General features: G+C 71.8%; 25 protein-coding genes. 11 read left to right on the plus strand and 14 right to left on the minus strand.

Annotated features, from left to right (window positions below):
- Positions 1 to 170: 170 nt before the first annotated feature.
- The 8 genes from AB0B39_RS03455 to AB0B39_RS03490 form a co-directional block, all read right to left on the minus strand.
- Positions 171 to 1346 (minus strand): hypothetical protein, encoded by a 1176-nt coding sequence (locus AB0B39_RS03455; RefSeq protein ID WP_357573382.1) that lies wholly within the window; start codon positions 1344 to 1346, stop codon positions 171 to 173.
- An 83-nt stretch (positions 1347 to 1429) separates the two neighbouring features.
- Positions 1430 to 2278 (minus strand): SigE family RNA polymerase sigma factor, encoded by an 849-nt coding sequence (locus AB0B39_RS03460; protein ID WP_357573383.1) that lies wholly within the window; start codon positions 2276 to 2278, stop codon positions 1430 to 1432.
- Between the two features lie 103 nt (positions 2279 to 2381).
- Positions 2382 to 3251 (minus strand): PH domain-containing protein, encoded by an 870-nt coding sequence (locus AB0B39_RS03465; RefSeq protein ID WP_234584357.1) that lies wholly within the window; start codon positions 3249 to 3251, stop codon positions 2382 to 2384.
- Between the two features lie 6 nt (positions 3252 to 3257).
- Positions 3258 to 3416: a hypothetical protein gene (locus tag AB0B39_RS03470; RefSeq protein ID WP_007455302.1), complete on the minus strand. Its 159-nt coding sequence runs from the start codon at positions 3414 to 3416 to the stop codon at positions 3258 to 3260.
- Positions 3417 to 3532: 116 nt separating this feature from the next.
- On the minus strand, positions 3533 to 4243 hold the full coding sequence (locus AB0B39_RS03475; RefSeq protein ID WP_308195366.1) for a DUF6758 family protein: 711 nt from the start codon (positions 4241 to 4243) through the stop codon (positions 3533 to 3535).
- A 47-nt stretch (positions 4244 to 4290) separates the two neighbouring features.
- The gene (locus AB0B39_RS03480; RefSeq protein WP_234584374.1) at positions 4291 to 4914 is read right to left on the minus strand and encodes an RNA methyltransferase; all 624 of its coding nucleotides are present in this window, start codon (positions 4912 to 4914) and stop codon (positions 4291 to 4293) included.
- A 53-nt stretch (positions 4915 to 4967) separates the two neighbouring features.
- Positions 4968 to 5492: a hypothetical protein gene (locus AB0B39_RS03485; protein WP_357573384.1), complete on the minus strand. Its 525-nt coding sequence runs from the start codon at positions 5490 to 5492 to the stop codon at positions 4968 to 4970.
- Positions 5493 to 5596: 104 nt separating this feature from the next.
- A complete protein-coding gene (locus AB0B39_RS03490) occupies positions 5597 to 6112 on the minus strand; it encodes a MaoC family dehydratase (RefSeq protein ID WP_234584354.1) in 516 nt (171 codons plus the stop codon).
- Positions 6113 to 6660: 548 nt separating this feature from the next.
- On the opposite strand from AB0B39_RS03490, the gene trxA reads away from it, so the two are divergent.
- The 3 genes from trxA to AB0B39_RS03505 all read left to right on the plus strand — a co-directional run bounded on the left by trxA (position 6661) and on the right by AB0B39_RS03505 (position 8580).
- Positions 6661 to 7023: a thioredoxin gene (gene trxA, locus AB0B39_RS03495; RefSeq protein WP_030329190.1), complete on the plus strand. Its 363-nt coding sequence runs from the start codon at positions 6661 to 6663 to the stop codon at positions 7021 to 7023.
- 154 nt (positions 7024 to 7177) lie between these two features.
- On the plus strand, positions 7178 to 7618 hold the full coding sequence (locus AB0B39_RS03500; RefSeq protein ID WP_234584353.1) for a hypothetical protein: 441 nt from the start codon (positions 7178 to 7180) through the stop codon (positions 7616 to 7618).
- On the plus strand, positions 7615 to 8580 hold the full coding sequence (locus tag AB0B39_RS03505) for an HTTM domain-containing protein (protein WP_357573385.1): 966 nt from the start codon (positions 7615 to 7617) through the stop codon (positions 8578 to 8580). Before AB0B39_RS03500 ends, AB0B39_RS03505 begins: the two co-directional genes overlap by 4 nt.
- Here the strand turns inward: AB0B39_RS03505 and AB0B39_RS03510 are convergent.
- Complete coding sequence (locus AB0B39_RS03510) at positions 8544 to 8963, minus strand: DUF393 domain-containing protein (RefSeq protein WP_357490695.1); 420 nt, start codon at positions 8961 to 8963, stop codon at positions 8544 to 8546. The two genes, AB0B39_RS03505 and AB0B39_RS03510, sit on opposite strands and share 37 nt — an antisense overlap.
- Before the next feature lie 92 nt (positions 8964 to 9055).
- Here AB0B39_RS03510 and AB0B39_RS03515 point away from each other — a divergent pair, with 92 nt between their 5' ends.
- Both AB0B39_RS03515 and AB0B39_RS03520 read left to right on the plus strand, forming a co-directional pair.
- Positions 9056 to 11122, plus strand: coding sequence for an intein-containing Rv2578c family radical SAM protein (locus tag AB0B39_RS03515; RefSeq protein ID WP_357573386.1), 2067 nt, complete (start codon positions 9056 to 9058; stop codon positions 11120 to 11122).
- A gap of 26 nt (positions 11123 to 11148) precedes the next feature.
- Positions 11149 to 11556, plus strand: coding sequence for a CoA-binding protein (locus tag AB0B39_RS03520; RefSeq protein WP_266248639.1), 408 nt, complete (start codon positions 11149 to 11151; stop codon positions 11554 to 11556).
- A gap of 128 nt (positions 11557 to 11684) precedes the next feature.
- Here the strand turns inward: AB0B39_RS03520 and AB0B39_RS03525 are convergent, their stop codons facing one another.
- Complete coding sequence (locus tag AB0B39_RS03525; protein ID WP_357573387.1) at positions 11685 to 12881, minus strand: acyl-CoA dehydrogenase family protein; 1197 nt, start codon at positions 12879 to 12881, stop codon at positions 11685 to 11687.
- A gap of 176 nt (positions 12882 to 13057) precedes the next feature.
- On the opposite strand from AB0B39_RS03525, the gene AB0B39_RS03530 reads away from it, so the two are divergent.
- Positions 13058 to 13594, plus strand: coding sequence for a DUF4190 domain-containing protein (locus AB0B39_RS03530; protein ID WP_234584347.1), 537 nt, complete (start codon positions 13058 to 13060; stop codon positions 13592 to 13594).
- Positions 13595 to 13607: 13 nt separating this feature from the next.
- Here AB0B39_RS03530 and AB0B39_RS03535 read toward each other — a convergent pair whose 3' ends face one another.
- Complete coding sequence (locus AB0B39_RS03535; RefSeq protein ID WP_234584346.1) at positions 13608 to 14513, minus strand: SDR family NAD(P)-dependent oxidoreductase; 906 nt, start codon at positions 14511 to 14513, stop codon at positions 13608 to 13610.
- A 117-nt stretch (positions 14514 to 14630) separates the two neighbouring features.
- Between AB0B39_RS03535 and AB0B39_RS03540 the strand changes: the two genes are divergently transcribed.
- Positions 14631 to 15128: a DUF4190 domain-containing protein gene (locus AB0B39_RS03540; RefSeq protein ID WP_357573388.1), complete on the plus strand. Its 498-nt coding sequence runs from the start codon at positions 14631 to 14633 to the stop codon at positions 15126 to 15128.
- Between the two features lie 75 nt (positions 15129 to 15203).
- On the opposite strand, the gene AB0B39_RS03545 is transcribed toward AB0B39_RS03540, so the two are convergent.
- Positions 15204 to 16160 carry a CoA ester lyase gene (locus tag AB0B39_RS03545; RefSeq protein ID WP_234584344.1) on the minus strand — a complete coding sequence of 319 codons (957 nt, stop codon included), beginning with the start codon at positions 16158 to 16160 and terminating at the stop codon, positions 15204 to 15206.
- Between the two features lie 125 nt (positions 16161 to 16285).
- On the opposite strand from AB0B39_RS03545, the gene AB0B39_RS03550 reads away from it, so the two are divergent.
- The 3 genes from AB0B39_RS03550 (at position 16286) to AB0B39_RS03560 (ending at position 18357) form a co-directional block, all read left to right on the plus strand.
- Positions 16286 to 17110 carry an SDR family NAD(P)-dependent oxidoreductase gene (locus AB0B39_RS03550; RefSeq protein ID WP_357492026.1) on the plus strand — a complete coding sequence of 275 codons (825 nt, stop codon included), beginning with the start codon at positions 16286 to 16288 and terminating at the stop codon, positions 17108 to 17110.
- 10 nt (positions 17111 to 17120) lie between these two features.
- The gene (locus tag AB0B39_RS03555) at positions 17121 to 17396 is read left to right on the plus strand and encodes a hypothetical protein (RefSeq protein ID WP_357573389.1); all 276 of its coding nucleotides are present in this window, start codon (positions 17121 to 17123) and stop codon (positions 17394 to 17396) included.
- A gap of 316 nt (positions 17397 to 17712) precedes the next feature.
- The gene (locus AB0B39_RS03560; RefSeq protein WP_357490706.1) at positions 17713 to 18357 is read left to right on the plus strand and encodes a hypothetical protein; all 645 of its coding nucleotides are present in this window, start codon (positions 17713 to 17715) and stop codon (positions 18355 to 18357) included.
- Between the two features lie 6 nt (positions 18358 to 18363).
- On the opposite strand, the gene AB0B39_RS03565 is transcribed toward AB0B39_RS03560, so the two are convergent.
- A complete protein-coding gene (locus AB0B39_RS03565; protein ID WP_357573390.1) occupies positions 18364 to 19323 on the minus strand; it encodes a DMT family transporter in 960 nt (319 codons plus the stop codon).
- 106 nt (positions 19324 to 19429) lie between these two features.
- On the opposite strand from AB0B39_RS03565, the gene AB0B39_RS03570 reads away from it, so the two are divergent.
- Entirely contained in the window at positions 19430 to 20155 is a 726-nt protein-coding gene (locus AB0B39_RS03570) for an HAD-IA family hydrolase (protein ID WP_357490710.1), read from the plus strand.
- Positions 20156 to 20172: 17 nt separating this feature from the next.
- Here AB0B39_RS03570 and AB0B39_RS03575 read toward each other — a convergent pair whose 3' ends face one another.
- The gene (locus tag AB0B39_RS03575; protein WP_234584339.1) at positions 20173 to 20703 is read right to left on the minus strand and encodes a hypothetical protein; all 531 of its coding nucleotides are present in this window, start codon (positions 20701 to 20703) and stop codon (positions 20173 to 20175) included.
- Positions 20704 to 20708 lie beyond the last annotated feature (5 nt).

Genomic DNA, 20708 nt, shown 5'->3' on the forward strand with positions numbered 1-20708 from the left:
CCAGCGGACCCGAATCCGGCTCGCGTAGGTGCCGGCCAGCCCAGGGGCGTGCCCCTCAGCGCACGCCGGGCCACGGACCACTCCCGGCGCAGGGCACCGGAACGCGCACAGCGAGCCGAGCCGGTTGCCGCAGCGCGGGACGCCACGCCCGACGGGGGGCCGGGTGCGGATCAGGAGCCGGTGACCAGGACCGGCCGGTCACCGGGCGCGAGGCCGTCCACGGGCACCGGCTCGGCCGGTTGCCCGGCACGCACCCGTTCGACGTCGACCTGAACCAGCTTGCCGGCGCTGTCGACGTAGGAGACGTCCGTCCCGGTCGTCCAGGCGACCGCGCCACTCAGCGCCGGACCGGCCGGCATGGCGTTCACCGTCGCTCCGAGTCGCTGCAGATCGACCAGGAGGGCCTGATCGGTCGGGCCGACCTTCCCGTTCACCAGAAGCCACCGCCCGTCGTCGGACACGCCGCCTGCGCCGTCCCGGCTCAACTGGGTGCCGCAGGCGGTGCGTACCGGCTTCAGGGCCCGCTTCGGGTCGAGCGCCGCCAGGCAGGTCCCACCGGACCCGCTCGCGGACACCTGACCGATCAGCCGCCCGTCGGGCAGCGCACCGTAGACGTTCAGGGTGCCCCGCTCGGACACCGCGGTCAGCTCCCCCGTGCCCGGCCGCCACAGGGCATGGGTCGGCCCGTTCCGGTCGAGCCGGACCAGCACGCTGTTTCCGACGAACCGGACGGGTTCCGCGCCGTCCGGCACCGGAATGCGCACCGTGCCGATGAGCTGGCTCCCGACAACTCCCGCCACGAGCAGGTCCTTGCCGTCGCGCCAGGCGACCTGGCTGGCGTCGGGCGCGAGAACGATCTTGCCCGCACCGGCCAGCAGCACCTGCACCAGGCCGTCGTCCCGCGCGACCCAGAGGGAACGGCCGGCGGTGGTCGGGGCACCGACCACCAGCAGGCCGGCGCCGCTGGGCAGGCTGTGGGCGCGTTCGGCGGGCCCGACGCTGGGCAGCGCCAGCCGCTTGCCGTCGGGGTTGATCAGGGTGCCGTCGAGGAGCAGGCCGGCTGGCGCCCCGGGCGATGACGCGGGTGGGGCAACGGGCGCCGAGGGAAGCGGCCGGGCCGACAGATCCGGATCGCCGATCACGACGATGGGCGGGCCCTGCCGGCCGGTCTCGTCGGCGAGCTGCGTCATGCCGGCGCCGATCAGCACGGTGGTGACCATTCCGAGCGCGACACCGACACCGGTACGGCGCCGTCGGATCCGGTTGGCCCGGCGGATGGCCTGACCGGCCGGGTCGGCGGTCAGCGGACGGGTGACGGCGACCTGGTGCGAGAGAGTCTCCCGCACCGCACCTTCCAGCTGGTCACGTCGCACCTGGTTAGGACGCTGCGGACCGCCCGTCAGGTTGTCGGGCCGCGGCGGGAATGCGCTCACTGCTGGTCTCCGGCGCCGGTGCCGACGGGCACGGCCGCCGGAGCGGTGGGTAGCTCGACCGCCGGTGCGATCGGGCGGGGCTCGGACGGGCGTGGTGCGACAGCTCCCGGCCCGGCACGGCCGGCCGCCGGACGGGGCGTCGCCTCGGCACGGCCTCCCGGATCACTCCCGGCCCGCCCGGGTCGAGCAGCGTCGGCACCTCGGCCGGCTCGCGCGGCATCGGTCCGGCCGGCGAGAGCCTCCCCACGGCCGGAGGAGGAAGCGCGACCCGGGAGACCGGCGTCGCGGCCCCGGCCGGAGGAAGTGGTGTTGGCGCTCCGGTCCGGGCCGGGGACGTCGGCCAGGTCCGGGGTGGCGGTGCCCATCCGTCGGCGCAGCGTGGCCAGTGCCCGGGAGGCCTGGCTCTTCACCGTGCCCGGCGAGATGTCCAGCAGCGCGGCCGTCTGTGCTTCCGACATGTCCTCGTAGTAGCGCAGGACCAGCACCGCCCGCTGCCGGCTCGGCAGCTCCCGGAGGTGTCGCCAGAGCAGGTCACGGTCGAGCTGCTGCTCAATCTCGTCGACACCGGGCCGTTCGGGCAGCACTTCGGTGGGGCGTTCGCCGTGCCAGCGTCGCCGCCACCAGCTCGTCGAGGTGTTGACCATCACCCGACGGGCGTACGGCTCGACGGCCTCGATCCCGCCGAGCCGCTTCCAGGCGAGGTAGGTCTTGGTCAGCGCCGTCTGGAGCAGATCCTCGGCCGTCGCCCAGTCGCCGGCGAGCAGATAGGCGGTACGGAGCAGGGCGGCGGAGCGAGCCGCGACGAACTCGCGAAACTCCTCCTCCAACGGGTCCCTGCTCGCCACCACACACCTCCGCACCCACACCGTCCTGGCAGAGTGCCACGTCAGAGGCGTTCCGGTCCATGACGAAAGGTGCGCACTTGCTCCGATGTTCGGACGAAAACTTTCACGCCCCGTCGTCGGCCTTGGCCTCGTCGGCCTCCTTGCCCAACCGCGCCTCGACCGCCTGCGGCTCGTACATCTCTTCCACGACGCGCAGGTACAGCTCGTTCGGGTTGGGCAGGTTCTTGATCTCCCGCAGCGCCTGCTCCTGGCCGGCGGACTCCAGGACGAAGGTGCCGTAGTTGAGTGCGCGGCCGGTCGGCGTCTGCTCGTACTTCATGTCGGTGACCCGGACCAGCGGCATCATGGCCACCTTGCGGGTGACGATGCCGTTGACCACCATGACCCGCTTATTGGTCAGGATGAACCGGTCATACCACCAGTCGGCGACCTTCCAGGCGACCCAGCCCATGACGGCGAACCAGAGCAGCACCGCGATGGTCGTCAACGCGCCCACGTTGTTGCCGGCGAGGAAGCCGGACAGGTAGCCGAGCACGAACGTCGCCGCGATGCCGATCAGGAGCGGGTTGGTGAGGTGGATCCAGTGCCGCTTCCACTCGCCCCGGTAGCGCTCGGTGGGGAAGAGGTAGCGGGCGACCAGCGAGCTGGGCTCGTCCTCCAGCGGAAGCACCCGCCGGGGAGTCGCCCCCGTCGCGTCGGCACGCAGCCCCGCGAGCTCGTCCTCGGAGATCTGCGGTGGCTGGTAGGCGGCCTCGGGGTCGCGGATCCAGCCCCGGCCGGACCGCCCTTCGCCGGCATAGCCGGGCCCTTCGCCATAGCCGACGTCGTCCGAAAGGGACGGCCCGTCGGACAGGCCGGGACCGGCTCCGTAGCCCGGGCCGTCATCCGGCCCGATCCGCGGTATCGGCTCGGTGTCGCGCCGGTCCCGGTCGGGGTCGTCCGGGTCGAAGGGTGGACCGGAGGGGCTGCCCATCGACGGTTAGGCGACGAGGCTGGTGAAGAAGTCGCCGAACCCCTGGGCGATGTCCATGATCCCGCCGCCCAGCGACTTGAACACATCAGCCGCAGAGTTTGGCCGATAGGCGACGAAGAAGATCAAGAATGCGATTCCGGCCCAGGTGAGGACCTTCTTGACCATGGCGGGCCATCCTCTCGCGCGGCGCCGGGTCCCATTACCGCAGCGGCACCCAGAGTATCAGTGTGGTGTCGTACAGTGAAGATCTGCGTCCGTTCTCCGTCAAACCCGGAAGGCTGTCAAGCCCTCCCGGACAGGTACGGGGATGGTGCGCCGTACACGAGTTCGGGCGGAGTCCACTCGGTCAGGTCGTGCAAAACGACGTCTTCCGCGAGGAGGTGACCCGCACTCGCCGGCCAGGCTATCGCATGCAGCCACATTCCCCGAGCCTCGCCGGCGTACGCGCTTCGATCCGTCGGAGAATTCACCAACCACAGTGGAGTCGGGTGCCCGCCGACCCGGATCCTGGCCTGCCCCACGTGCTCGGGGTGCCCCGGGCCGGGGTCGGTCAGCGCGTCGGCGAGTTCCGGTCCGGGATCCGGGCCGGCCAGGCCGGCGAGTCGGGTGCCCAGGCCGACGCCCGGCTCCTCGGCCACGAAGACCAGATCCGCCGGGCCGTCGTCGAGCGGCGCGGGCCCCGCGCAGGCCACCGCAGTCGCCCGTACGCCGGTGCGGTCGTCACCGGCGTACGCCACGCCGGTGAGGGTCCACCCTGGCGGCAGCGGCCACGGGCACCACAGCGGCGTCCCCGGTGGACCGCCGGTCGCGGCGATCCGCTCCACCACGCTCGCGACGATCTCCGCTCCGATGTGTTCGGGCACGTGCAGCGGCGGTACGGGACCGCAGCGCAGGCACCTCGACTCGGTGTGCATCAGATCCGGCGCCCGTACCGGGCCCCCGCATCTCGGACAACTCACCGCGACACTCACAACCCCACCGTCACCCGGCATCGCTGGCACGTCAAGCCGGAACGCCGATTGCGCCGGCGGGGCGAGGGTCAGTCCGGTGGCGGCCCGGCGTGCGTACGGATCCACGCGTGCATGGCGATGCCGCTGGCCACGCCGGCGTTGATGGACCGGGTCGAGCCGTACTGGGCGATGGAGTAGAGCGCGGCGCAGGCGGCCCGCGCCGGCTCGGACAGACCGGGTCCCTCCTGGCCGAAGAGCAGCACGCAGTCCCGCGGCAGGGTGCCGGTCTCCAGCGGGCGGGAGCCGGGCAGGTTGTCGATGCCGAGCACGGGCAGCCGCCGCCCCGCCGCCCAGTCGACGAACTCCTCGATCGTCTCGTGGTGCCGCACGTGCTGGTACCGGTCGGTCACCATCGCGCCCCGCCGGTTCCACCGCCGCCGTCCGACGATGTGCACCTCGGCGGCATTGAAGGCGTTGGCGTTGCGCACGACCGTGCCGATGTTGAAATCGTGCTGCCAGTTCTCGACGGCGACGTGGAAGCCGTGCCGGCGCCGGTCCAGGTCGGCGACGATCGCGTCGAGCCGCCAGTAGCGGTAGCGGTCGACCACGTTGCGCCGGTCCCCCTCGGCCAGCAACGCCGGGTCGTAGCGCGGGTCCTCGGGCGGGTCCCCCGGCCAGGGGCCCACGCCCACCTCAAGCTGGTCGTCGGTCACGGTCATCAGAGGGTACGGGCCACCTCGGCGTCCGCCGCGACGGCCCGCCGACCTCAGCCGAGGCCGAGCGCGTCACCCAGCCGGTCCAGGAAGCGTCGGTCGGCGGGGCTGGCCGGACGTCCGCCGGGGCCGGGCACCGCCCGGCAGACGCGGGCCGCGACCGACTGCACCCACTGGCGGTACGCGGCCGAGTCGGCGGGATCAGCGCGCCGGTGCAGGACCCGCACCGCCGCCCGGCACGCGACCAGGAGGTCCACCAGGTCGGTGAGCCGCTCGGCGGGCGCCGGGGCGCCGTCGTGGCGGGCGTAGATCGCGGCGACCACGGCACGGACCAGATCACTGTCGAACCCGCGGCCGGCAGCCACCGCGTCCAGACCCGCGAGGCCCGCCATCACCCCCCGCTCCGGGCGGCCGGCGCCGGGCGCTGTGGCGGCCACGAGCACCCGGGCGGGCAGGCTGGTGAGCAGGTCCCACTCGGCGGCGGAGTAGACGGCGGTGGTCAAGGGTGCGGCGCGGCGGCCGGCAGAGGGCGGCTCTCCGGCGACGGAGTGGCTCATCGGAACCTCCGGCGCCAGCATAAGCCCCGAAACGGGCGGTGGGCCCCCTCCCCGGCAGAACCTGCGGTGGGGATGGAGGCCCGTGCCAGGGCGGCGACGACTGCTGCTCAGCGCCGCCCGGAGGGTCAGCGCGGGCTCGGGAAGCTGGGCCGCTCCGGGTCCACTCCCTCGGCTACGGCGTCGGCCGCGTACTCCCGCTTGGGGACCATGACCTTGCGGCGGAAGACGCAGACCATGGTGCCGTCCTGGTTGTAGCCCCGGGTCTCCACGGACACGACGCCCCGGTCGGGCTTGGAGCCCGACTCGCGCTTGTCCAGCACCGTCGTCTCGCCGTAGATGGTGTCGCCGTGGAAGGTGGGCGCCACGTGCCGCAGCGACTCGACCTCCAGGTTGGCGATGGCCTTGCCGCTGACGTCCGGCACCGACATGCCGAGCAGCAGCGAGTAGATGTAGTTGCCGACCACCACGTTGCGCTTGAACTGGCTGGCGGTCGCGGCGTAGTGCGCGTCCATGTGCAGCGGGTGGTGGTTCATGGTGAGCAGGCAGAAGAGGTGGTCGTCGTACTCGGTGACGGTCTTGCCCGGCCAGTGCCGGTAGACCGCGCCGACCTCGAACTCCTCGTAGTAGCGGCCGAACTGCATCCTGGTCCCCTTCGACGGGCGGCGATGGAGTTCGGCACAGCATGCCTTACCGGTGGTTAAGGCGACGGCCGGGGCGCGACCCCGGCGGAAATGTCACACCGGTCACTCACCCGAGGGGAGACGCAATGAGCGGCGGGGCCCTCCCCGGCACCCGCCGCCCACGCTCTGATGCGAGGAATTCTGCCCTACGGCGGCGTAGGTACGACAGAGATCGAGGTCACATTTATCTTTTTGTAACACTACTCTCCGTGACGGAGAGCGGGTTGATCAGCGATCTCCGCAGGCCGGATACCTCCTCGTCAGGGCTCAAGTTACCGATTCGTAGCGCTCGATCGGGTGGATCTCCTTGGAATCGCTCCCATCACCCCAGGTCACGCAAGTGCGTCATGCACTTGCGTTCCGCAGGACGGGATGAACTGACATAGTTCGATGGCCGACGAGGACCCCGGGCAGCCCTGCGCACGTTTCGTGCTGGACGGCCCGGGAATTCGATACGGTCAGCCCTGGTTCTACGGGACGCAGACAAACCGCGGTGATCGGAGAGTGCAATGGCAACCGTTGAGCTGACCTCGGCGAACTTCGACGAGGTGACCGGCAACGACGGCATCGTCCTGGTCGACTTCTGGGCCGACTGGTGTGGCCCGTGCAAGCGGTTCGCCCCGGTCTACGAGCGCTCCTCGGAGAAGCACCAGAACATCGTCTTCGGCAAGGTCGACACCGAGGCCCAGCAGGAGCTGGGGGCGAAGTTCGACATCCGGTCGATCCCGACGATCATGGCGATCCGTGACGGCGTCATCGTCTTCGCCCAGCCGGGCGCGCTTCCCGAGTCCGCGCTGGAGAACCTGATCGAGCAGGTCGAGGCGCTGGACATGGACGACGTCCGCAAGCAGCTGGCCGAGCACAACCACTGAGCCGTCCCCGCGACGGCGCGCGAGGGCCGGGCCCGGTTCGGGTCCGGCCCTTCGTCGTACCCGGGCACACCCTCATGATCACCGACCTGGGCAGGCGGAACTGACCGTCGGAGGGACCCGACACGGCCGGTACATCCCGTATCGTCACGACCCGATGGAGACCCTCACCACCCGCGGGCGCGCGACCCGGCTGGGCGCGACCGCTCTCGGCCTCGTCCTGCTGCTGCTCGGCACCTTCTGGGGCAGCGACGACGACTTCCCGTTCGGCCCGTTCCGGATGTACGCCACCTCCAACCCGCCGAACGCCCCCGCCCCGGACACCCGGGTCGAGGGCGTGAACAGCACCGGGGCCGTGGTCGACCTCGACCAGGGCGCCACGGGCATCCGCCGCGCCGAGATCGAGGGCCAGCAGGACCGGTACGCCGCCGACCCGACGCTGCTCGCCGAGGTGGCCGACGCGTACGCCGAACGCCACCCGGCCGCCCCGGCGCTGGTCGAGGTCCGCATCGTCATCCGCTGGCACGGCATCCGCGCCGGCCGGCCCACCGGGCAGCACACCGACGAGACGGTGGTCCGCTGGCAGGTCGCCCGATGAGCGGCTGGCTGACCGAGGCGGTGCCGCGCGGCCGGATCGCCGCCTTCCGCACCCTGATCTACCTGTTCGTCGCCGCCGACCTGGTGGTCTTCACCCCGTGGGTACGCACCCGGGCCAGCGTGCCCGGCGAGCTGTACCAACCCCTGCTGATCGGCCGGCTGCTCCCCCTGCCGACGCCGACGCCGACGCTGGTGGCCGTGATCTTCTGGGCGCTGCTGCTGCTCGCCCTGCTCGCCGCGACCGGCCGGGCGCCCCGGCTGCTCGGCTGGTCGGTCTGCGCGCTCTACCTCGAGTGGATGATCATCGCGATGAGCTACGGAAAGGTCGACCACGACCGGTTCGGGCTCCTCGTCGCACTGGCCGTGCTGCCCACCGCCGGTCGGGCCCGCCACGGCGACACCACCCGCACCGAGGCCGGCGGCTGGGCGCTGCGGGTCACCCAGATCGCGGTGATCTGCACGTACTTCCTGGCGGCCTGGGCCAAGCTGCGCTTCGGCGGCCTGGACTGGCTGACCGGCTCGGTGCTGGCGCGGGCCATCATCCGGCGCGGCACCGACCTGGCGGACCTCGTCGCCCAGGTGCCGTACCTGCTGATCGTCGCCCAGTTCGGCATCGTGGCGTTCGAACTGTTCAGCCCCGTGGTGTTCCTGCTCCCGGCCCGCTGGCGCCTGGCCATGGTCGGCTTCTTCTACTCGTTCCACGTGGTGACCATCGCGACCATCACGATCTCGTTCGCGCCGCACCTCGCCGCGATGACGAGCTTCCTGCCGCTGGAGCGGTTCCGCCCGCTGGTCTGGGCCCGCCGGCTGGCCGGCCGGGGGACTCGCGGGTCGGCGACGGACACCCCGGCGCGCGTCGAGACCGAGCCGACGGCTCCCGACCCAGCTCCGGTGGGAGCCGGTGCGGAGCCGGTGCCGCCCGGGGATCAGGCCCCGGCGCTCGGGCGGCCGGCCGGCCCGTAGAGCCGCTCCCGGGCCTCCTGGGGCAGCGAGCACGCCGCCGTGCCACCCGGGAGCCGGTGCCGGTTGCGCGCCACCCAGCGGTACGCGGGCCAGGCGACTGCGCGGGCCGGCGGGAACCGCAGCCCCGCTCCGGCGACCCGCCAGAGCGGACCGCTCGCGGCGAGCAGCTTCGCGATGGCGTCCGGCCCGGCGGCGCGGGAGCCGTCCGCGCCGACCCACTGCACGGCCTCCTCGCACTGGGCGACCGTGAGGCCGAGCGCGTCCAGATCGGCGAACTGCCAGGGCACCACCCGGGCGGCGGTGGGGATGCGGCGCTCGATGAACTCCGCGCACGTCGTGCAGAACGCGCAGTCCCCGTCGTAGACGAAGGTCGACCTCTCCATGGTGTCCATCCTCCCCCGCGCGACCGCCGGGTGGGCTCCGGTGTCCGGCGGGTCACTTGCGCGCATCTCGTACACGTGTTCGAATAGTGGCCATGCGCTGGGACAACCTCACCGCTCCCCCGGCTGAGGGAGACCCCGAGCGGGCAGCGCCAGCGACGCCACCCCTGCCGCTGGCGCTGCCCGGCGCCGTCGTGCGCACCTTCGACACCCCCGAGTTCGCCGGGATGACCTTTCACGAGGTGCAGGCCAAGTCCATCCTCAACCGGGTGCCCGGCCAGTCCCGCGTGCCCTTCGAGTGGACCATCAACCCGTACCGTGGCTGCTCTCATGCGTGTGTGTACTGCCTGGGAGCGGACACCCCGATCCTGATGGCGGACGGTCGCACGAAACCGATCAGTGAGCTGGAACCAGGGGACCGGATCTACGGGACGGAACGGCGCGGCGCCTACCGCCGCTACGTCGTCACCACCGTGCTGGACAAGTGGTCCACCGTGAAGCCCGCGTACCGCGTCACCTTGACGGACGGCACCACGCTCATCGCTAGCGGTGACCACAGGTTTCTCTCGGACCGTGGCTGGAAGTACGTCACCGGCGCCATGCAGGGTGTCGGCCAACGCCCCTACCTGACCACCAACAATCGCCTGATCGGCACGGGCCGTTTCGCAGCCGGACCCAAGGAATCGCCCGACTACCGCCGAGGCTACCTCTGCGGGATGATCCGCGGTGACGCGCATCTCGGCACCTTCTCGTACTCCTACGGCGTCGTGCACCGGTTCCGGCTGGCGCTGATCGACGACGAGGCGTTGAGCCGGAGCGAGCGCTACCTTGCCCAGGAGGGCATCCAGACACGGCGTTTCTCGTTCATGCCCGCCAGCGCCACCCGCCAGGCTCTTTCTGCAATCCGCACCTCCAAACAGCGCGACATCGAGAGCATTACCAAGCTGATCGAGTGGCCGGTCAACCCCAGCGACGAGTGGCGGCTTGGCTTCCTGGCCGGCATCTTCGACGCCGAGGGCAGCTGTGGTAGGGGCATCCTGCGCATCTGCAACAGCGACGATGCGATCCTCGACCAGACAACTGAGGCACTGCGCCGGTTCGGGTTCAGCTGCGTGCTCGAAGACCCCGGTAAACCCAACCGCGTGCGGCAGATCAGATTGACCGGTGGCCTTCCCGCCCGGCTTCGGTTCTTCCACCTGACCGACCCGGCCATCACCAGGAAGCGCTCGATCGAGGGCACCGCACTGAAGTGCCAGGCCAACCTCAGGATTGCGGGCGTTCAAGCGCTCGGGCTGGAGTTGCCGCTCTGGGACATCACCACCGGCACTGGCGACTTCATCGCCGACGGCGTGGTGAGCCACAACTGCTTCGCAAGAAACACTCACACGTACCTCGACCTCGATGCCGGGGCGGACTTCGACCGGCAGGTGATCGTCAAGGTCAACGCCGGTGAGCTGGTACGGCGGGAGCTGGCCGCGCCGAAGTGGCGGGGCGCGCACGTGGCGATGGGCACCAACGTGGACTGCTACCAGCGGGCCGAGGGGCGTTACCGGCTGATGCCGCAGATCATCGCGGCGCTGCGCGACTTCGCCAACCCGTTCTCGATCCTGACCAAGGGCACGCTGATCCTGCGGGACCTGCCGCTGCTGCGCCAGGCCGCCGAGGTGACCCGGGTCGGCATCTCCTACTCGGTGGGCTTCGTCGACGAGCAGCTCTGGCGTGGCGTCGAGCCGGGCACGCCGCACCCGAGCCGCCGCCTGGACGCCGTCCGCCGGCTCACCGACGCCGGCTTCGAGGTCGGGGTGCTGATGGCGCCGATCCTGCCCGGGCTCAGCGACGGCGACGAGTCAATCGACGCCACCGTGTCGGCGATCGCGGCGGCCGGGGCGACAAGCGTGACCCCACTGGCGCTGCACCTGCGCCCAGGTGCCCGGGAGTGGTACGCGCAGTGGCTCGCTCGGGAGCACCCGCACCTGGCGCCCCGCTACCGCGAGCTCTACCGGGCCGGCGCGTACGCCCCGCAGGCGTACCAGCGGGAGCTGACCGCCCGGGTGCGGATCGCGGCCCGCCGCCACGGGCTGCACCGGGGCGAGCTGGGTGACAACCGCCGGCTGCCCGAGCCGCCCCCACCGCCGGCAGCCGAGCAGCTGACCCTGCTCTAGCCAGCAGGCGGCGTTACAGTCGGCGGGTGCGTACCGCTCAGCAGATCCTCGCCGACTCCGCAGTCATCGCCGTCGTGGGCGCGTCGCGCGACCCCCGCAAGGCCGCGCACGGCGTGCCGTTGCAGATGCAGCAGTACGGCTGGCGGATCATCCCGGTCAACCCGACCGTCGACGAGCTCTTCGGCGAGCGGGCGTACCCGACGCTGGCCGACATTCCGCACCCGGTGGATCTGGTGGACGTGTTCCGGCCGGCGGCCGACGCCGTGCAGGTGGTCCGGGACGCGGCGGCGATCGGCGCTCCCGCCGTCTGGCTGCAACTGGGCATCGTCTCGGCCGAGGCGCGACGGATCGCCGAGGAGGCCGGGATGGACTACGTCGAGGACCGCTGCCTCATCGTCGAGCGCGCCGCCGCCGGCCTGACCCGCCTCAGCTAACCCCCACCCCGCCCCATCGATCATGGGGTTGTGGTGCCGGACTTGTGGTCATAGGCCGCTCTTGTCACCCACCACAACTTCTTGATCGACGAGGGCGGGGGCGGGGCCGGAGCAGGACCAGGGGCAGCTCAGAGCTTGTACTCCTTGAGCAGGCCGCGGGAGATGATTGTCTTCTGGATCTCGGAGGTGCCCTCGCCGATGAGCAGGAACGGGGCCTCGCGCATCAGCCGCTCGATCTCGTACTCCTTGGAGTAGCCGTAGCCGCCGTGGATGCGGAACGCCTCCTGGACGACCTCCGCGCAGTACTCCGAGGCGAGCAGCTTGGCCATCCCGGCCTCGACGTCGTTGCGCTGGCCGGCGTCCTTGAGGCGGGCGGCGTTGACCATGAGGGCGTGCGCGGCCTCGATCTTCGTGCCCATCTCGGCGAGCTTGAACGCGATCGCCTGGTGCCGGGCGAGCGGCTGGCCGAAGGTCTTGCGCTGCTGGGCGTACGCGACGGCAAGCTCGAAGGCGCGGATGGAGATGCCGCAGGCGCGGGCGGCCACGTTGACGCGGCCCACCTCGATGCCGTCCATCATCTGGTAGAAGCCGCGGCCCACCTTGTCGGCGCCGCCGAGGATGGCCGAGTCGGGCACGGTCACCCCGTCGAGCACCATCTCGGTGGTCTCGACGCCCTTGTAACCCATCTTTTCGATCTTGCCGGGAATGGTGAGGCCGGGGGCGGTCTCGCCGAAGCCCGGCTCCTTCTCCAGCAGGAAGGTGCTCATGTTGCCGTACACCGACTCGGCACCGGTGTCGGTCTTGACCAGGGTGGCCACCACCGAGGAGTACGCGCCGTTGGTCAGCCACATCTTCTGCCCGTTGAGCACGTAGCTGTCGCCTTCGCGGACGGCCCGGGACTTGATCGCCGAGACGTCGGAGCCGGTCTCCGGCTCGGACATCGAGAACGCGCCGCGCACCTCGCCGGTGGCCATCTTCGGCAGGAGGCGGGCCTTCTGCTCGGCGGAGCCGTGCTGGGAGATCAGGTACGCCACGATGAAGTGGGTGTTGACGATCCCGGAGATCGACATCCAGCCCCGGGACAGCTGCTCCACCACGAGGGCGTAGGTGAGCAGCGACTCGCCGAGCCCGCCGTACTCCTCGTCGATGGTGAGGCCGAACAGCCCCATTTCGCGCATCCCGTCGAGGATGTCGGTGGGGTACTCGTCGGCGTGCTCCAGCCGCTGGGCGTGCGGAATGATCTCCTTGTCGGCGAACTCCCGGACGGTCTCCAGGATCGATCGCTGCACATCGGTCAGGCCGGGCGTCTGGGCGAGTCGGGCCATCTCAGCCTCCGGGGATCAGCGCACTACTCATGGGTAACTGAACGCTCGGTCAGTATCGGCCTCCCGGCCGGCAAGGCCAAGGTGACCAGTCCACACAACCGCTGTGAAAAGGTTCACCGCTGCGGGTACCGTCCGGCAAGAAGGACTTTTCCGGCACCGGCAGGAGGAGGACAGCTGTGAGCTACCCGCCACCGTCGGGCCCCCCGGGGGACGAGCCGCCGCCGTCACCCTACGAGCCACCCCGGGACCAGTCGCCGTACGCGCCACCGCCGGCCGGCCAGTCGCCGTACCCGCCGCCGCCGGACCAGTCGTCGTTCGGGTCGCCGGAACGCTCACCGTACGGGCCCCCCGCCGACGAGCCGTCGCCGTACGAGCAGCAGAAGCCGCACCAGCCGGCGCACTGGGGGCAGCAGCCGCCGTACCCGCCGCAGGGCCCCTACGGCCAGTACGGCCCACCGCCGTCCGGCCCGGGTCGGGGCACCAACGTGCTGGCGATCCTGTCGCTGGTGTTCGCCTTCGTGTTCCCACCGGCGGGCGCCGTCCTCGGCCACGTGGCCAAGCGACAGATCCGTACCAGCGGCGAGGACGGCGACCAGCTCGCCACCTGGGGGCTGATCCTCGGCTACGCCTTCACCGCGCTGACCCTGCTGGCCTGCTGCGGCTGGCTGGCGCTGGTCATCTTCAGCAACACCGGCGACAGCAGCGGCTACTGACCCGCCGGGCCGGTCAGCGGAAACGCGCCTCCCGGACACTGTTGCCGCCGTCCACCACCAGCATCTGGCCGGTGATGTACGAGGCGGCCGGCGAGCAGAGGAAGCTGATCGCGGCGGCCACCTCGTCCGGGGTGCCCGGTCGACCGACAGGCGTGCCCAGGCCCTGCTTGATCTCGGCCATCGTGGACGCCGCCGTGTAGATCGTGCCCGGCGCGACCGCGTTCACCGTCACCCCGTCGGCGATCATCTCCATGGCCAGGGCACGGGTCAGCCCGACGACGCCGGCCTTCGCGGCGGCGTACGCGGCCTCGGTGGGCAGGGCGTTGACCGGCCCGGCGGTGGCCGCCAGGTTGACGATCCGCCCCCAGCCCCGCTCGGCCATCCCGCCGATGAACGCGCGACTGCACAAGAACGCGGTGGACAGGTTGCGGTCGATCTCGCCGCGCCACTCGTCGTAGGTCAGCTGCGCGACGGGACGCAGCACCCCCTGACTGGCCCGGCTCGCCAGACCGGCGTTGTTGACCAGCACCTCGACGTCACCCAGCTGCTCGGCCACCGCGTCCGCCAGCGCGCCGACCTCGGACTCGTCGGTCAGGTCCGCGACGAACCCGGTCGCCCCCAGCTCACCGGCCCGCTCGTGGATGCGCCGGGTGGTGCTGACGATGGCCACCCGCGCCCCCAGGTCGGCGAGCCGCCGGGCGGTGGCGTAACCGATGCCGTCCGGGCTGCCGGCCCCGGTCACCAGGGCCACCCGGCCGTCGAGCCGCATGGTCACCGGATCGGCGAGTGCGACCGGTTCGTCCGGGCCGGGAGCGCCGGCCGGCGTGGCCGCCCGACCGCGGCGGCCCGTACCCGGGCGGCTCACGTCCCGTCGCGGTCGGCTGCCGGAACGGTCCGCGGCGCGCGCGTCTATTGCCATGCCAGGGATCCTGCCCGTTACGACCGGCCCGAGCAACGCGGCACCCGGGAGCGGGGGCATCGGGTTTAGGCACCCCTGGCTACTCTGTCGGCGCACCCGAGCCGACGGAGAGTTCGCATGACCAATCCCCCGCCCCCCGGCGGTTGGACCGACCCCACCTGGTCGGCTCAACCGTCGAGCGCACCCCCGGACCCGACCCTGGTGGCCGGCCAGCCCGTACCGACCCAACCCGGCCCCACGAACCCGTACGCGCCCGTCGACCCGTACGCGGGTGGACAGCTGCCGCCGGGGGCGTACCCGCCACCCGGCTATCCGCCGCACCCCGGTTACGGCTACCCGCCACCGCCGAAGACCAACGGGCTGGCCATCGCGGCGCTCGTACTGGCCCTGGCCGGCCTGACCACCTGCGGCATCACCGGGCCGATCGGGGCGATCCTCGGCCACGTGGCGCAGAAGCAGATCCGGGTCAGCGGCGAGGGCGGCGAGGGAATGGCGAAGGCCGGCATCATCGTCGGCTGGATCATCACCGCGCTGATGGTGCTGGGGATCGCGTTCTACGTCGTCGCGATCGTCCTCGCGGTCACGACCGGCAACGACAGCGGCAGCAGCTACTGAGCCGGCCGGCGGGTCGCGTACCGCCGACTGCTGGGCCGGGTCGGCAGCCGGCGGCGACCGACCCGGCCCGAGGCGTCACTGGGCCGGCGGGGTGAACGACGAGGTACGGCTCATTCCGGCGGCGCGGCCCTTGGCGGCGATCACGAGAGCCATCTTGCGGGACGCTTCGTCGATCATCTCGTCGCCGAGCATCACCGCGCCGAGCTTGCCGCCGGCCTCCGAGGTGTAGTGCTCGTACGCGTCGAGGATCAGCTCGGCGTGGTCGTAGTCGGCCTGGGCGGGCTGGTACACCTCGTTGGCGGCGTCGATCTGGCCCGGGTGCAGCACCCACTTGCCGTCGAAGCCCAGCGCCGCCGAGCGCTTGGCCACCTCGCGGAACCCGTCGACGTCGCGGATCTGCAGGAACGGGCCGTCGATCGCCTGCTTGTCGTGCATCCGCGCGGCCATCAGGATCCGCATGAGGATGTAGTGGTACGGGTCGCCCGGGTAGTCCGGGATCAGGCCGCCGACCACCAGCGACCTCATGTTGATCGACGCCATGAAGTCGGCCGGGCCGAAGATGATGGTCTCCACGCGCGGCGAGGCGGCCGCGATGGCGTCCACGTTGACCAGACCCGCCGCGTTCTCGATCTGCGCCTCGATGCCGATCCGGCCGACCTCGAGGCCGATCGTCTTCTCGATCTGGGTGAGCGTCAGGTCCAGCCACTGCACCTGCGCGGCGTTCTGCACCTTCGGCAGCATGATGCAGTCCAGGTTCGCGCCGGCGCCCTCAACCACCTCGATGACATCCCGGTAGGTCCACGGGGTCGTCAGGTCGTTGACCCGCACCACCCGGGTCTTGCCGGCCCAGTCACCGTCGTTGAGGGCGGCCACGATGTTCTTGCGCGCATCCGGCTTGGCCAGCGGGGCCACGGCGTCCTCCAGATCGAGGAAGACCTGGTCGGCGGGGAGACCCTGCGCCTTGCCGAGCATCTTGACGCTGGAACCCGGCACGGCCAGGCAGGACCGGCGGGGACGACCGACTGCGGCCATGAATGTGCTCCTTCCAGCGACCGGCGGACACGCCGACGCCACGTGACTCCGAAGAAAACTTAACGATCCCAAAGGGCGTGGTGACGTCACGGTAACCTCGCGCCATGACCGGGGTGAATGGACCTGTGGAAGATCTCACTGGGCGTCGGCTGGTGGTGGTGACCGGGGCCAGCTCCGGCATCGGGTTGGCCGCCGCGGTGAGCTTCGCGTGCCGCGGCGACCAGGTGGTGCTGGTCGGGCGGGATCCGGCCCGCCTACAGGCCGCGGCGGAACGGGTACGGGAGACCTCGGGCGCGCGGCCCGAGTTGTTCCGGGCCGACTTCGCGGTGCTCGACGACGTACGCGGGCTCGCCGAGCGGCTGCGCGACAGGTACGACCGGATCGACGTGCTGGCCAACAACGCCGGGGCCATCGCGCTCCAACCACTCACCACTGTCGACGGCTTCGAGCTGTCGATCCAGGCCAACCACCTGGCCCCCTTCCTGCTGACCAACCTGCTCGCCGACCGGGTGGGCCGGATAGTGGTGACCGCCTCGGGCGCGCACCGCTACGGCGGGCTCGACCCGGCCGACCTCAACAAACCGCTGCGCCGTTACCGGGCGATGGGCGCGTACGGCACCAGCAAGCAGGCCAACATCCTGTTCGCCGCCGAGGCGGCCCGCCGCTGGCCGCACATCCCCACGCACAGCTTCCACCCCGGCGTGGTGCGTACGCGGTTCGCCAACGACAGTGCGATCGTCGCGTTCGGCATGCGGTTCCTGCCCTTCCGCAGCCCCTCCAAGGGCGCCGAGACGCTGGTCTGGCTGGCCAACCGGGATCCGGCCCGGCTCATCAACGGGGGGTACTACTACAACCGCCGGCCACGCCGGCCGTACCGCAAGGCAGCCGATCCGCGGCTCGCGGCCCGGCTCTGGGAAGCCAGCGCCACGGCCGTCGGCATCGATGGGTAGCGTGGCCGTCATGCTGACCCTTGTCGCAGTCGTCGAGTATCCGACCGGAGCCGAGGCCGTTGGGCAGCGCTACGAGGACACCGTGCTGGCGCTGCTCGGCAGGCACGGTGGCCGGCTGGAGCGACGGCTGCGCGGCACCGACGGGCGAGCCGAGGTCCACGTGATCACCTTCGACGACCGGGCCGGGTACGAGTCGTTCCTCGTCGACCCGGAGCGGGCGGCGCTGCGCACCGCTCTCGGCGAGACCGCCCCGAACACCCGGGTCATCGAGGTCCACGAGGTGTGACCGCCGCCCGGCCAGCCGAGCATGGGCAAAGTGCCGGGCGCGGACGCGGCACCCGGCGCTTCTTCGCAATCTTGGACAGTTTCCGTTGGCGGCCAACTCCAAGATCTCTTCAGCGCGCGCTTCGCGGCCGGGCCGCGCGAAGCGGACCGCGCGGGCCGCGTGAAGCAGGCGCCGGGGAAGGGCGGCCGGGTTGGGCGGAGGGCAACCAGCTGAGCGCCGCGCGGAGGCAGAGATCCGCCTCTTCCCCTACTTCATCACGTGGTGGTGGGCCGGAACAAGACTTGATCTTGGACTGTTCGAGGGCCAGGGTCGAGGCATGGATTTCGATGCGACAGCCACCGCCCGGCAGGCCCTCTGGATCGGCGGTGGACAGTGGGCCGGCAAGTCCACGGTCGCCGTGAACCTGAGCCTGCGACACGGACTGACCACGTACCTCTACGACCGACACGACGCCCGCGGCCACGACGACCGGCGGGTCGCCGACCGGGTCCGGCGGGGCGAACCGCCCGCCGGGCCCGACCCGGACACCACCTGGGTGCGCACCGACCCGGCCCGGATGGCCGCCGACACGCTCGCGAGTTTTTCCCGCCGCTTCGACTGGGTCATGGACGACCTGAGCGCCCTCGTTCCCGGCCGCCGAATGGTGGCCGAGGGCTGGGGACTGCGCCCCGAACTGGTGGCACCTGTCGTCGAATCGGTACGGCAGATGGTGGTGCTGGTGCCCACCGCCGAGTTCCGTGCCCAGCAAATCGCCCGACTGCCGCGGGCGCGGGCGGTCCCCGCCGGGGTCAGCGACCCGGAACGGGCGCTGCGCAACCGGTGGGCACGCGACGAACTGGTGGCGGACGACGCGGCGGCGCAGGCGGAACGGCTGGGCGTACGGGTGATCCGGGTCGACGGCACGCTCGGCGGCGAGGAGCTGACCGACGTGGTGCAGGAGCACTTCGCGCCGTACCTGTGAGAGCGGTCAGCTCTCCAGCGGGGCGGCGTCGGCCGGGAGCGGGGTGGGCGGCGTGGCGCGGCGGCCCGCGCGGGCACCGCCAACCACCACCACGACGACCCCGACCAGCAGCACCGCCATGCCCAGCAGCGCGTACGGGCGGGGCACCTGGTGCAGCCAGGCCCAACCGAGAAGGGCCGCCCCGGGGGCCTCCAGCAGGATCAGCACGCTCACAGTGGTCGCGGCGATCTTCTTCAGGGCGTAGTTGAACATCGAGTGCCCGAGCAGTTGGGCGCCCGCCACCAGGGCCAGGATCGCCAGCCAGGTCCGAGTGTCGAAGCCGGTCATCCGGACCCCGCCGACCAGGCAGATCACCAGCAGGATCGACGCGCAGATGCCGTAGCAGATGGTCGTGTAGGTGGTGGTGCTGATGCTGGCGCGGGCCCGTTCACCGAAGGCGGTGTAGACGGCGGCGAACATGCCGCCGGTCACCGCCAGCAGGTCACCGACGACGGCTCGGCCGGAGATGCCCACGTCCGCCCCGGTGGCGATCACCGCGCCGCCGACGGCCACCGCGATGCCGACCCACACCACAGTGGGCAGCCGCCGCCCCTGGGCCCGGGCGATCAGCCCCTGCCAGACCGGCTGGGTGGCGCCCAGCGCGGTGGCCGCGGCGACCGAGGTGAGCTGGGCGCTCGGCACCCAGGTCGCGAAGTGCCCGGCCAACGCGACCCCGGAGAGTACGCAGAACAGGCCCTCCCGCCGGCCGGCCCGGCTCGCCAACGCGCGGAACTCGGCGCGGCGCCGGGCCAGCGAGAACGGGCTCAGCACGGCCACCGCGAGCAGGTTGCGCCAGAAGGCGATGGCCAGCGCGGGAGCGGCGGCGTACGCGATCAGCGGCGCGGACGACGACACGGCGACAACTGCCAGGCCGACCGCGCCGGTGGTCAGCGGATCCAGCGGCGGGCGGGGAGATCCAGGGGGCACGGGAAGCAATGGTCACACGAATCGCGGGCAACACGGACCGTCAGCACTCCGTTACGATCACGCGCGTTCGCGCCGACGACCCTCGACCGCGCGGAGGCGCTCCCCCATGCCCGACTTCCAGGCGGTGCTGTTCGACTTCTTCGGCACGCTGACCCGTTCGGTCCAGCGCGGCGCCGCGCACCTCGGCACCGCGGAACTGCTCGGCTGCCCCACCGAGACACTTACCGAGGTGCTCAATCGCACCTACTACGAGCGGGCCACCGGCCGGCTCGGCAACGCCGAGGCGACCCTGCGGTGGGTGTGCGGCCAGGCGGGCGTACACCCGAGTGACAGTGCGCTGCGGGCGGCGGTGGCGTCCCGGCACCGCGCGATCCGCGCGGACACCCGGCTGCGGGCCGACGCCGTGCCCGTGCTGGCGGCGCTGCGGCAGCGCGGCCTGCGCACCGGCGTGGTCAGCGACTGTACGCACGAACTGCCGGCGTTCCTGCCGCAGCTCCCGATCGCGCCCCTGCTCGACGTGCGGGTCTTCTCCGTGCAGGTCGGACGCTGCAAGCCGGACGCGGCGCTCTACCTGACCGCGTGTGGTCGGCTCGGGCTCGCGCCGCACGAGTGCCTGTACGTGGGCGACGGCGGCAGCCAGGAGTTGACCGGCGCCGAACGGGCCGGGATGACCGCCGTCCGGCTGGCCGCGCCCGACCTGGCCGAGCACATGGTGTTCAACGCGGACCGGGAGTGGCGCGGCCGCACGCTGGGCACCCTGCGCGAGGTGCTCGACCTGGTGGGCACCGCCGCCGGAGTCGCTGCCGTCGGCGCGGGCGGTCCGGCGGCCTGACCGAGCCGGGCCCGTGGTCAGCGGCGGCGGACCCGGTGCAGGCGGAACGGCTTGCGGGTGGCGCGGACCGCCGGCGTCTCCCGAGGCTGCTCGGCCTGCGCGTCGGACGGCAGGCCGGCGCCGGTCAGCGGCTCACCGGCCGGGACGAGTCGGTTCACCGCGCAACCCTCGGCGGCCCAGCGGGCCACCAGATCGGCGGTCGGGCCGGGCGCGTTCAGGCGCTTGGCAGCCACCAGCGGCGCGGTGGTGTCCCACTCGTCGGTGCCCGGTGCCAGCCGGGTCACCCGGGCCGGCCAGGTGACGATCCGCCCTCCGTGGTCACCGCGCAGGGTGACCTGCGCCTCGGTCGCGTCGGCCAGCCCCGGCGCCGCCTGCTCGCCCGGCCCGCTCACCACGAGGAGCGCACCCTCCAGCGGCGCGCACCAGAGCGCGAGCGCCGGGCCACCGGACACGCTGACCCAGGCCACCGCGGCCTTCTTCATCGCCTCGTCGACCAGCGGCGTGCCAGCGGAGGCATTCTCGTCCGTCACACAGGCATTCTCCCGCATCGGCA

The organism is Micromonospora sp. NPDC049114 (assembly GCF_040648635.1).
Classification (GTDB): domain Bacteria; phylum Actinomycetota; class Actinomycetes; order Mycobacteriales; family Micromonosporaceae; genus Micromonospora.

Excerpts from the sequence above, each read along its gene's own strand:
- AB0B39_RS03465 (WP_234584357.1), bottom strand. The coding sequence starts at position 3,251 with ATGGGCAGCCCCTCCGGTCCACCCTTCGACCCGGACGACCCCGACCGG.
- AB0B39_RS03470 (WP_007455302.1), bottom strand. The coding sequence starts at position 3,416 with ATGGTCAAGAAGGTCCTCACCTGGGCCGGAATCGCATTCTTGATCTTC.
- AB0B39_RS03475 (WP_308195366.1), bottom strand. The coding sequence starts at position 4,243 with ATGCCGGGTGACGGTGGGGTTGTGAGTGTCGCGGTGAGTTGTCCGAGA.
- AB0B39_RS03485 (WP_357573384.1), bottom strand. The coding sequence starts at position 5,492 with ATGCTGGCGCCGGAGGTTCCGATGAGCCACTCCGTCGCCGGAGAGCCG.
- AB0B39_RS03490 (WP_234584354.1), bottom strand. The coding sequence starts at position 6,112 with ATGCAGTTCGGCCGCTACTACGAGGAGTTCGAGGTCGGCGCGGTCTAC.
- trxA (WP_030329190.1), top strand. The coding sequence starts at position 6,661 with ATGGCAACCGTTGAGCTGACCTCGGCGAACTTCGACGAGGTGACCGGC.
- AB0B39_RS03500 (WP_234584353.1), top strand. The coding sequence starts at position 7,178 with ATGGAGACCCTCACCACCCGCGGGCGCGCGACCCGGCTGGGCGCGACC.
- AB0B39_RS03505 (WP_357573385.1), top strand. The coding sequence starts at position 7,615 with ATGAGCGGCTGGCTGACCGAGGCGGTGCCGCGCGGCCGGATCGCCGCC.
- AB0B39_RS03510 (WP_357490695.1), bottom strand. The coding sequence starts at position 8,963 with ATGGAGAGGTCGACCTTCGTCTACGACGGGGACTGCGCGTTCTGCACG.
- AB0B39_RS03515 (WP_357573386.1), top strand. The coding sequence starts at position 9,056 with ATGCGCTGGGACAACCTCACCGCTCCCCCGGCTGAGGGAGACCCCGAG.
- AB0B39_RS03525 (WP_357573387.1), bottom strand. The coding sequence starts at position 12,881 with ATGGCCCGACTCGCCCAGACGCCCGGCCTGACCGATGTGCAGCGATCG.
- AB0B39_RS03535 (WP_234584346.1), bottom strand. The coding sequence starts at position 14,513 with ATGGCAATAGACGCGCGCGCCGCGGACCGTTCCGGCAGCCGACCGCGA.
- AB0B39_RS03540 (WP_357573388.1), top strand. The coding sequence starts at position 14,631 with ATGACCAATCCCCCGCCCCCCGGCGGTTGGACCGACCCCACCTGGTCG.
- AB0B39_RS03545 (WP_234584344.1), bottom strand. The coding sequence starts at position 16,160 with ATGGCCGCAGTCGGTCGTCCCCGCCGGTCCTGCCTGGCCGTGCCGGGT.
- AB0B39_RS03555 (WP_357573389.1), top strand. The coding sequence starts at position 17,121 with ATGCTGACCCTTGTCGCAGTCGTCGAGTATCCGACCGGAGCCGAGGCC.
- AB0B39_RS03560 (WP_357490706.1), top strand. The coding sequence starts at position 17,713 with ATGGATTTCGATGCGACAGCCACCGCCCGGCAGGCCCTCTGGATCGGC.
- AB0B39_RS03570 (WP_357490710.1), top strand. The coding sequence starts at position 19,430 with ATGCCCGACTTCCAGGCGGTGCTGTTCGACTTCTTCGGCACGCTGACC.
- AB0B39_RS03575 (WP_234584339.1), bottom strand. The coding sequence starts at position 20,703 with ATGCGGGAGAATGCCTGTGTGACGGACGAGAATGCCTCCGCTGGCACG.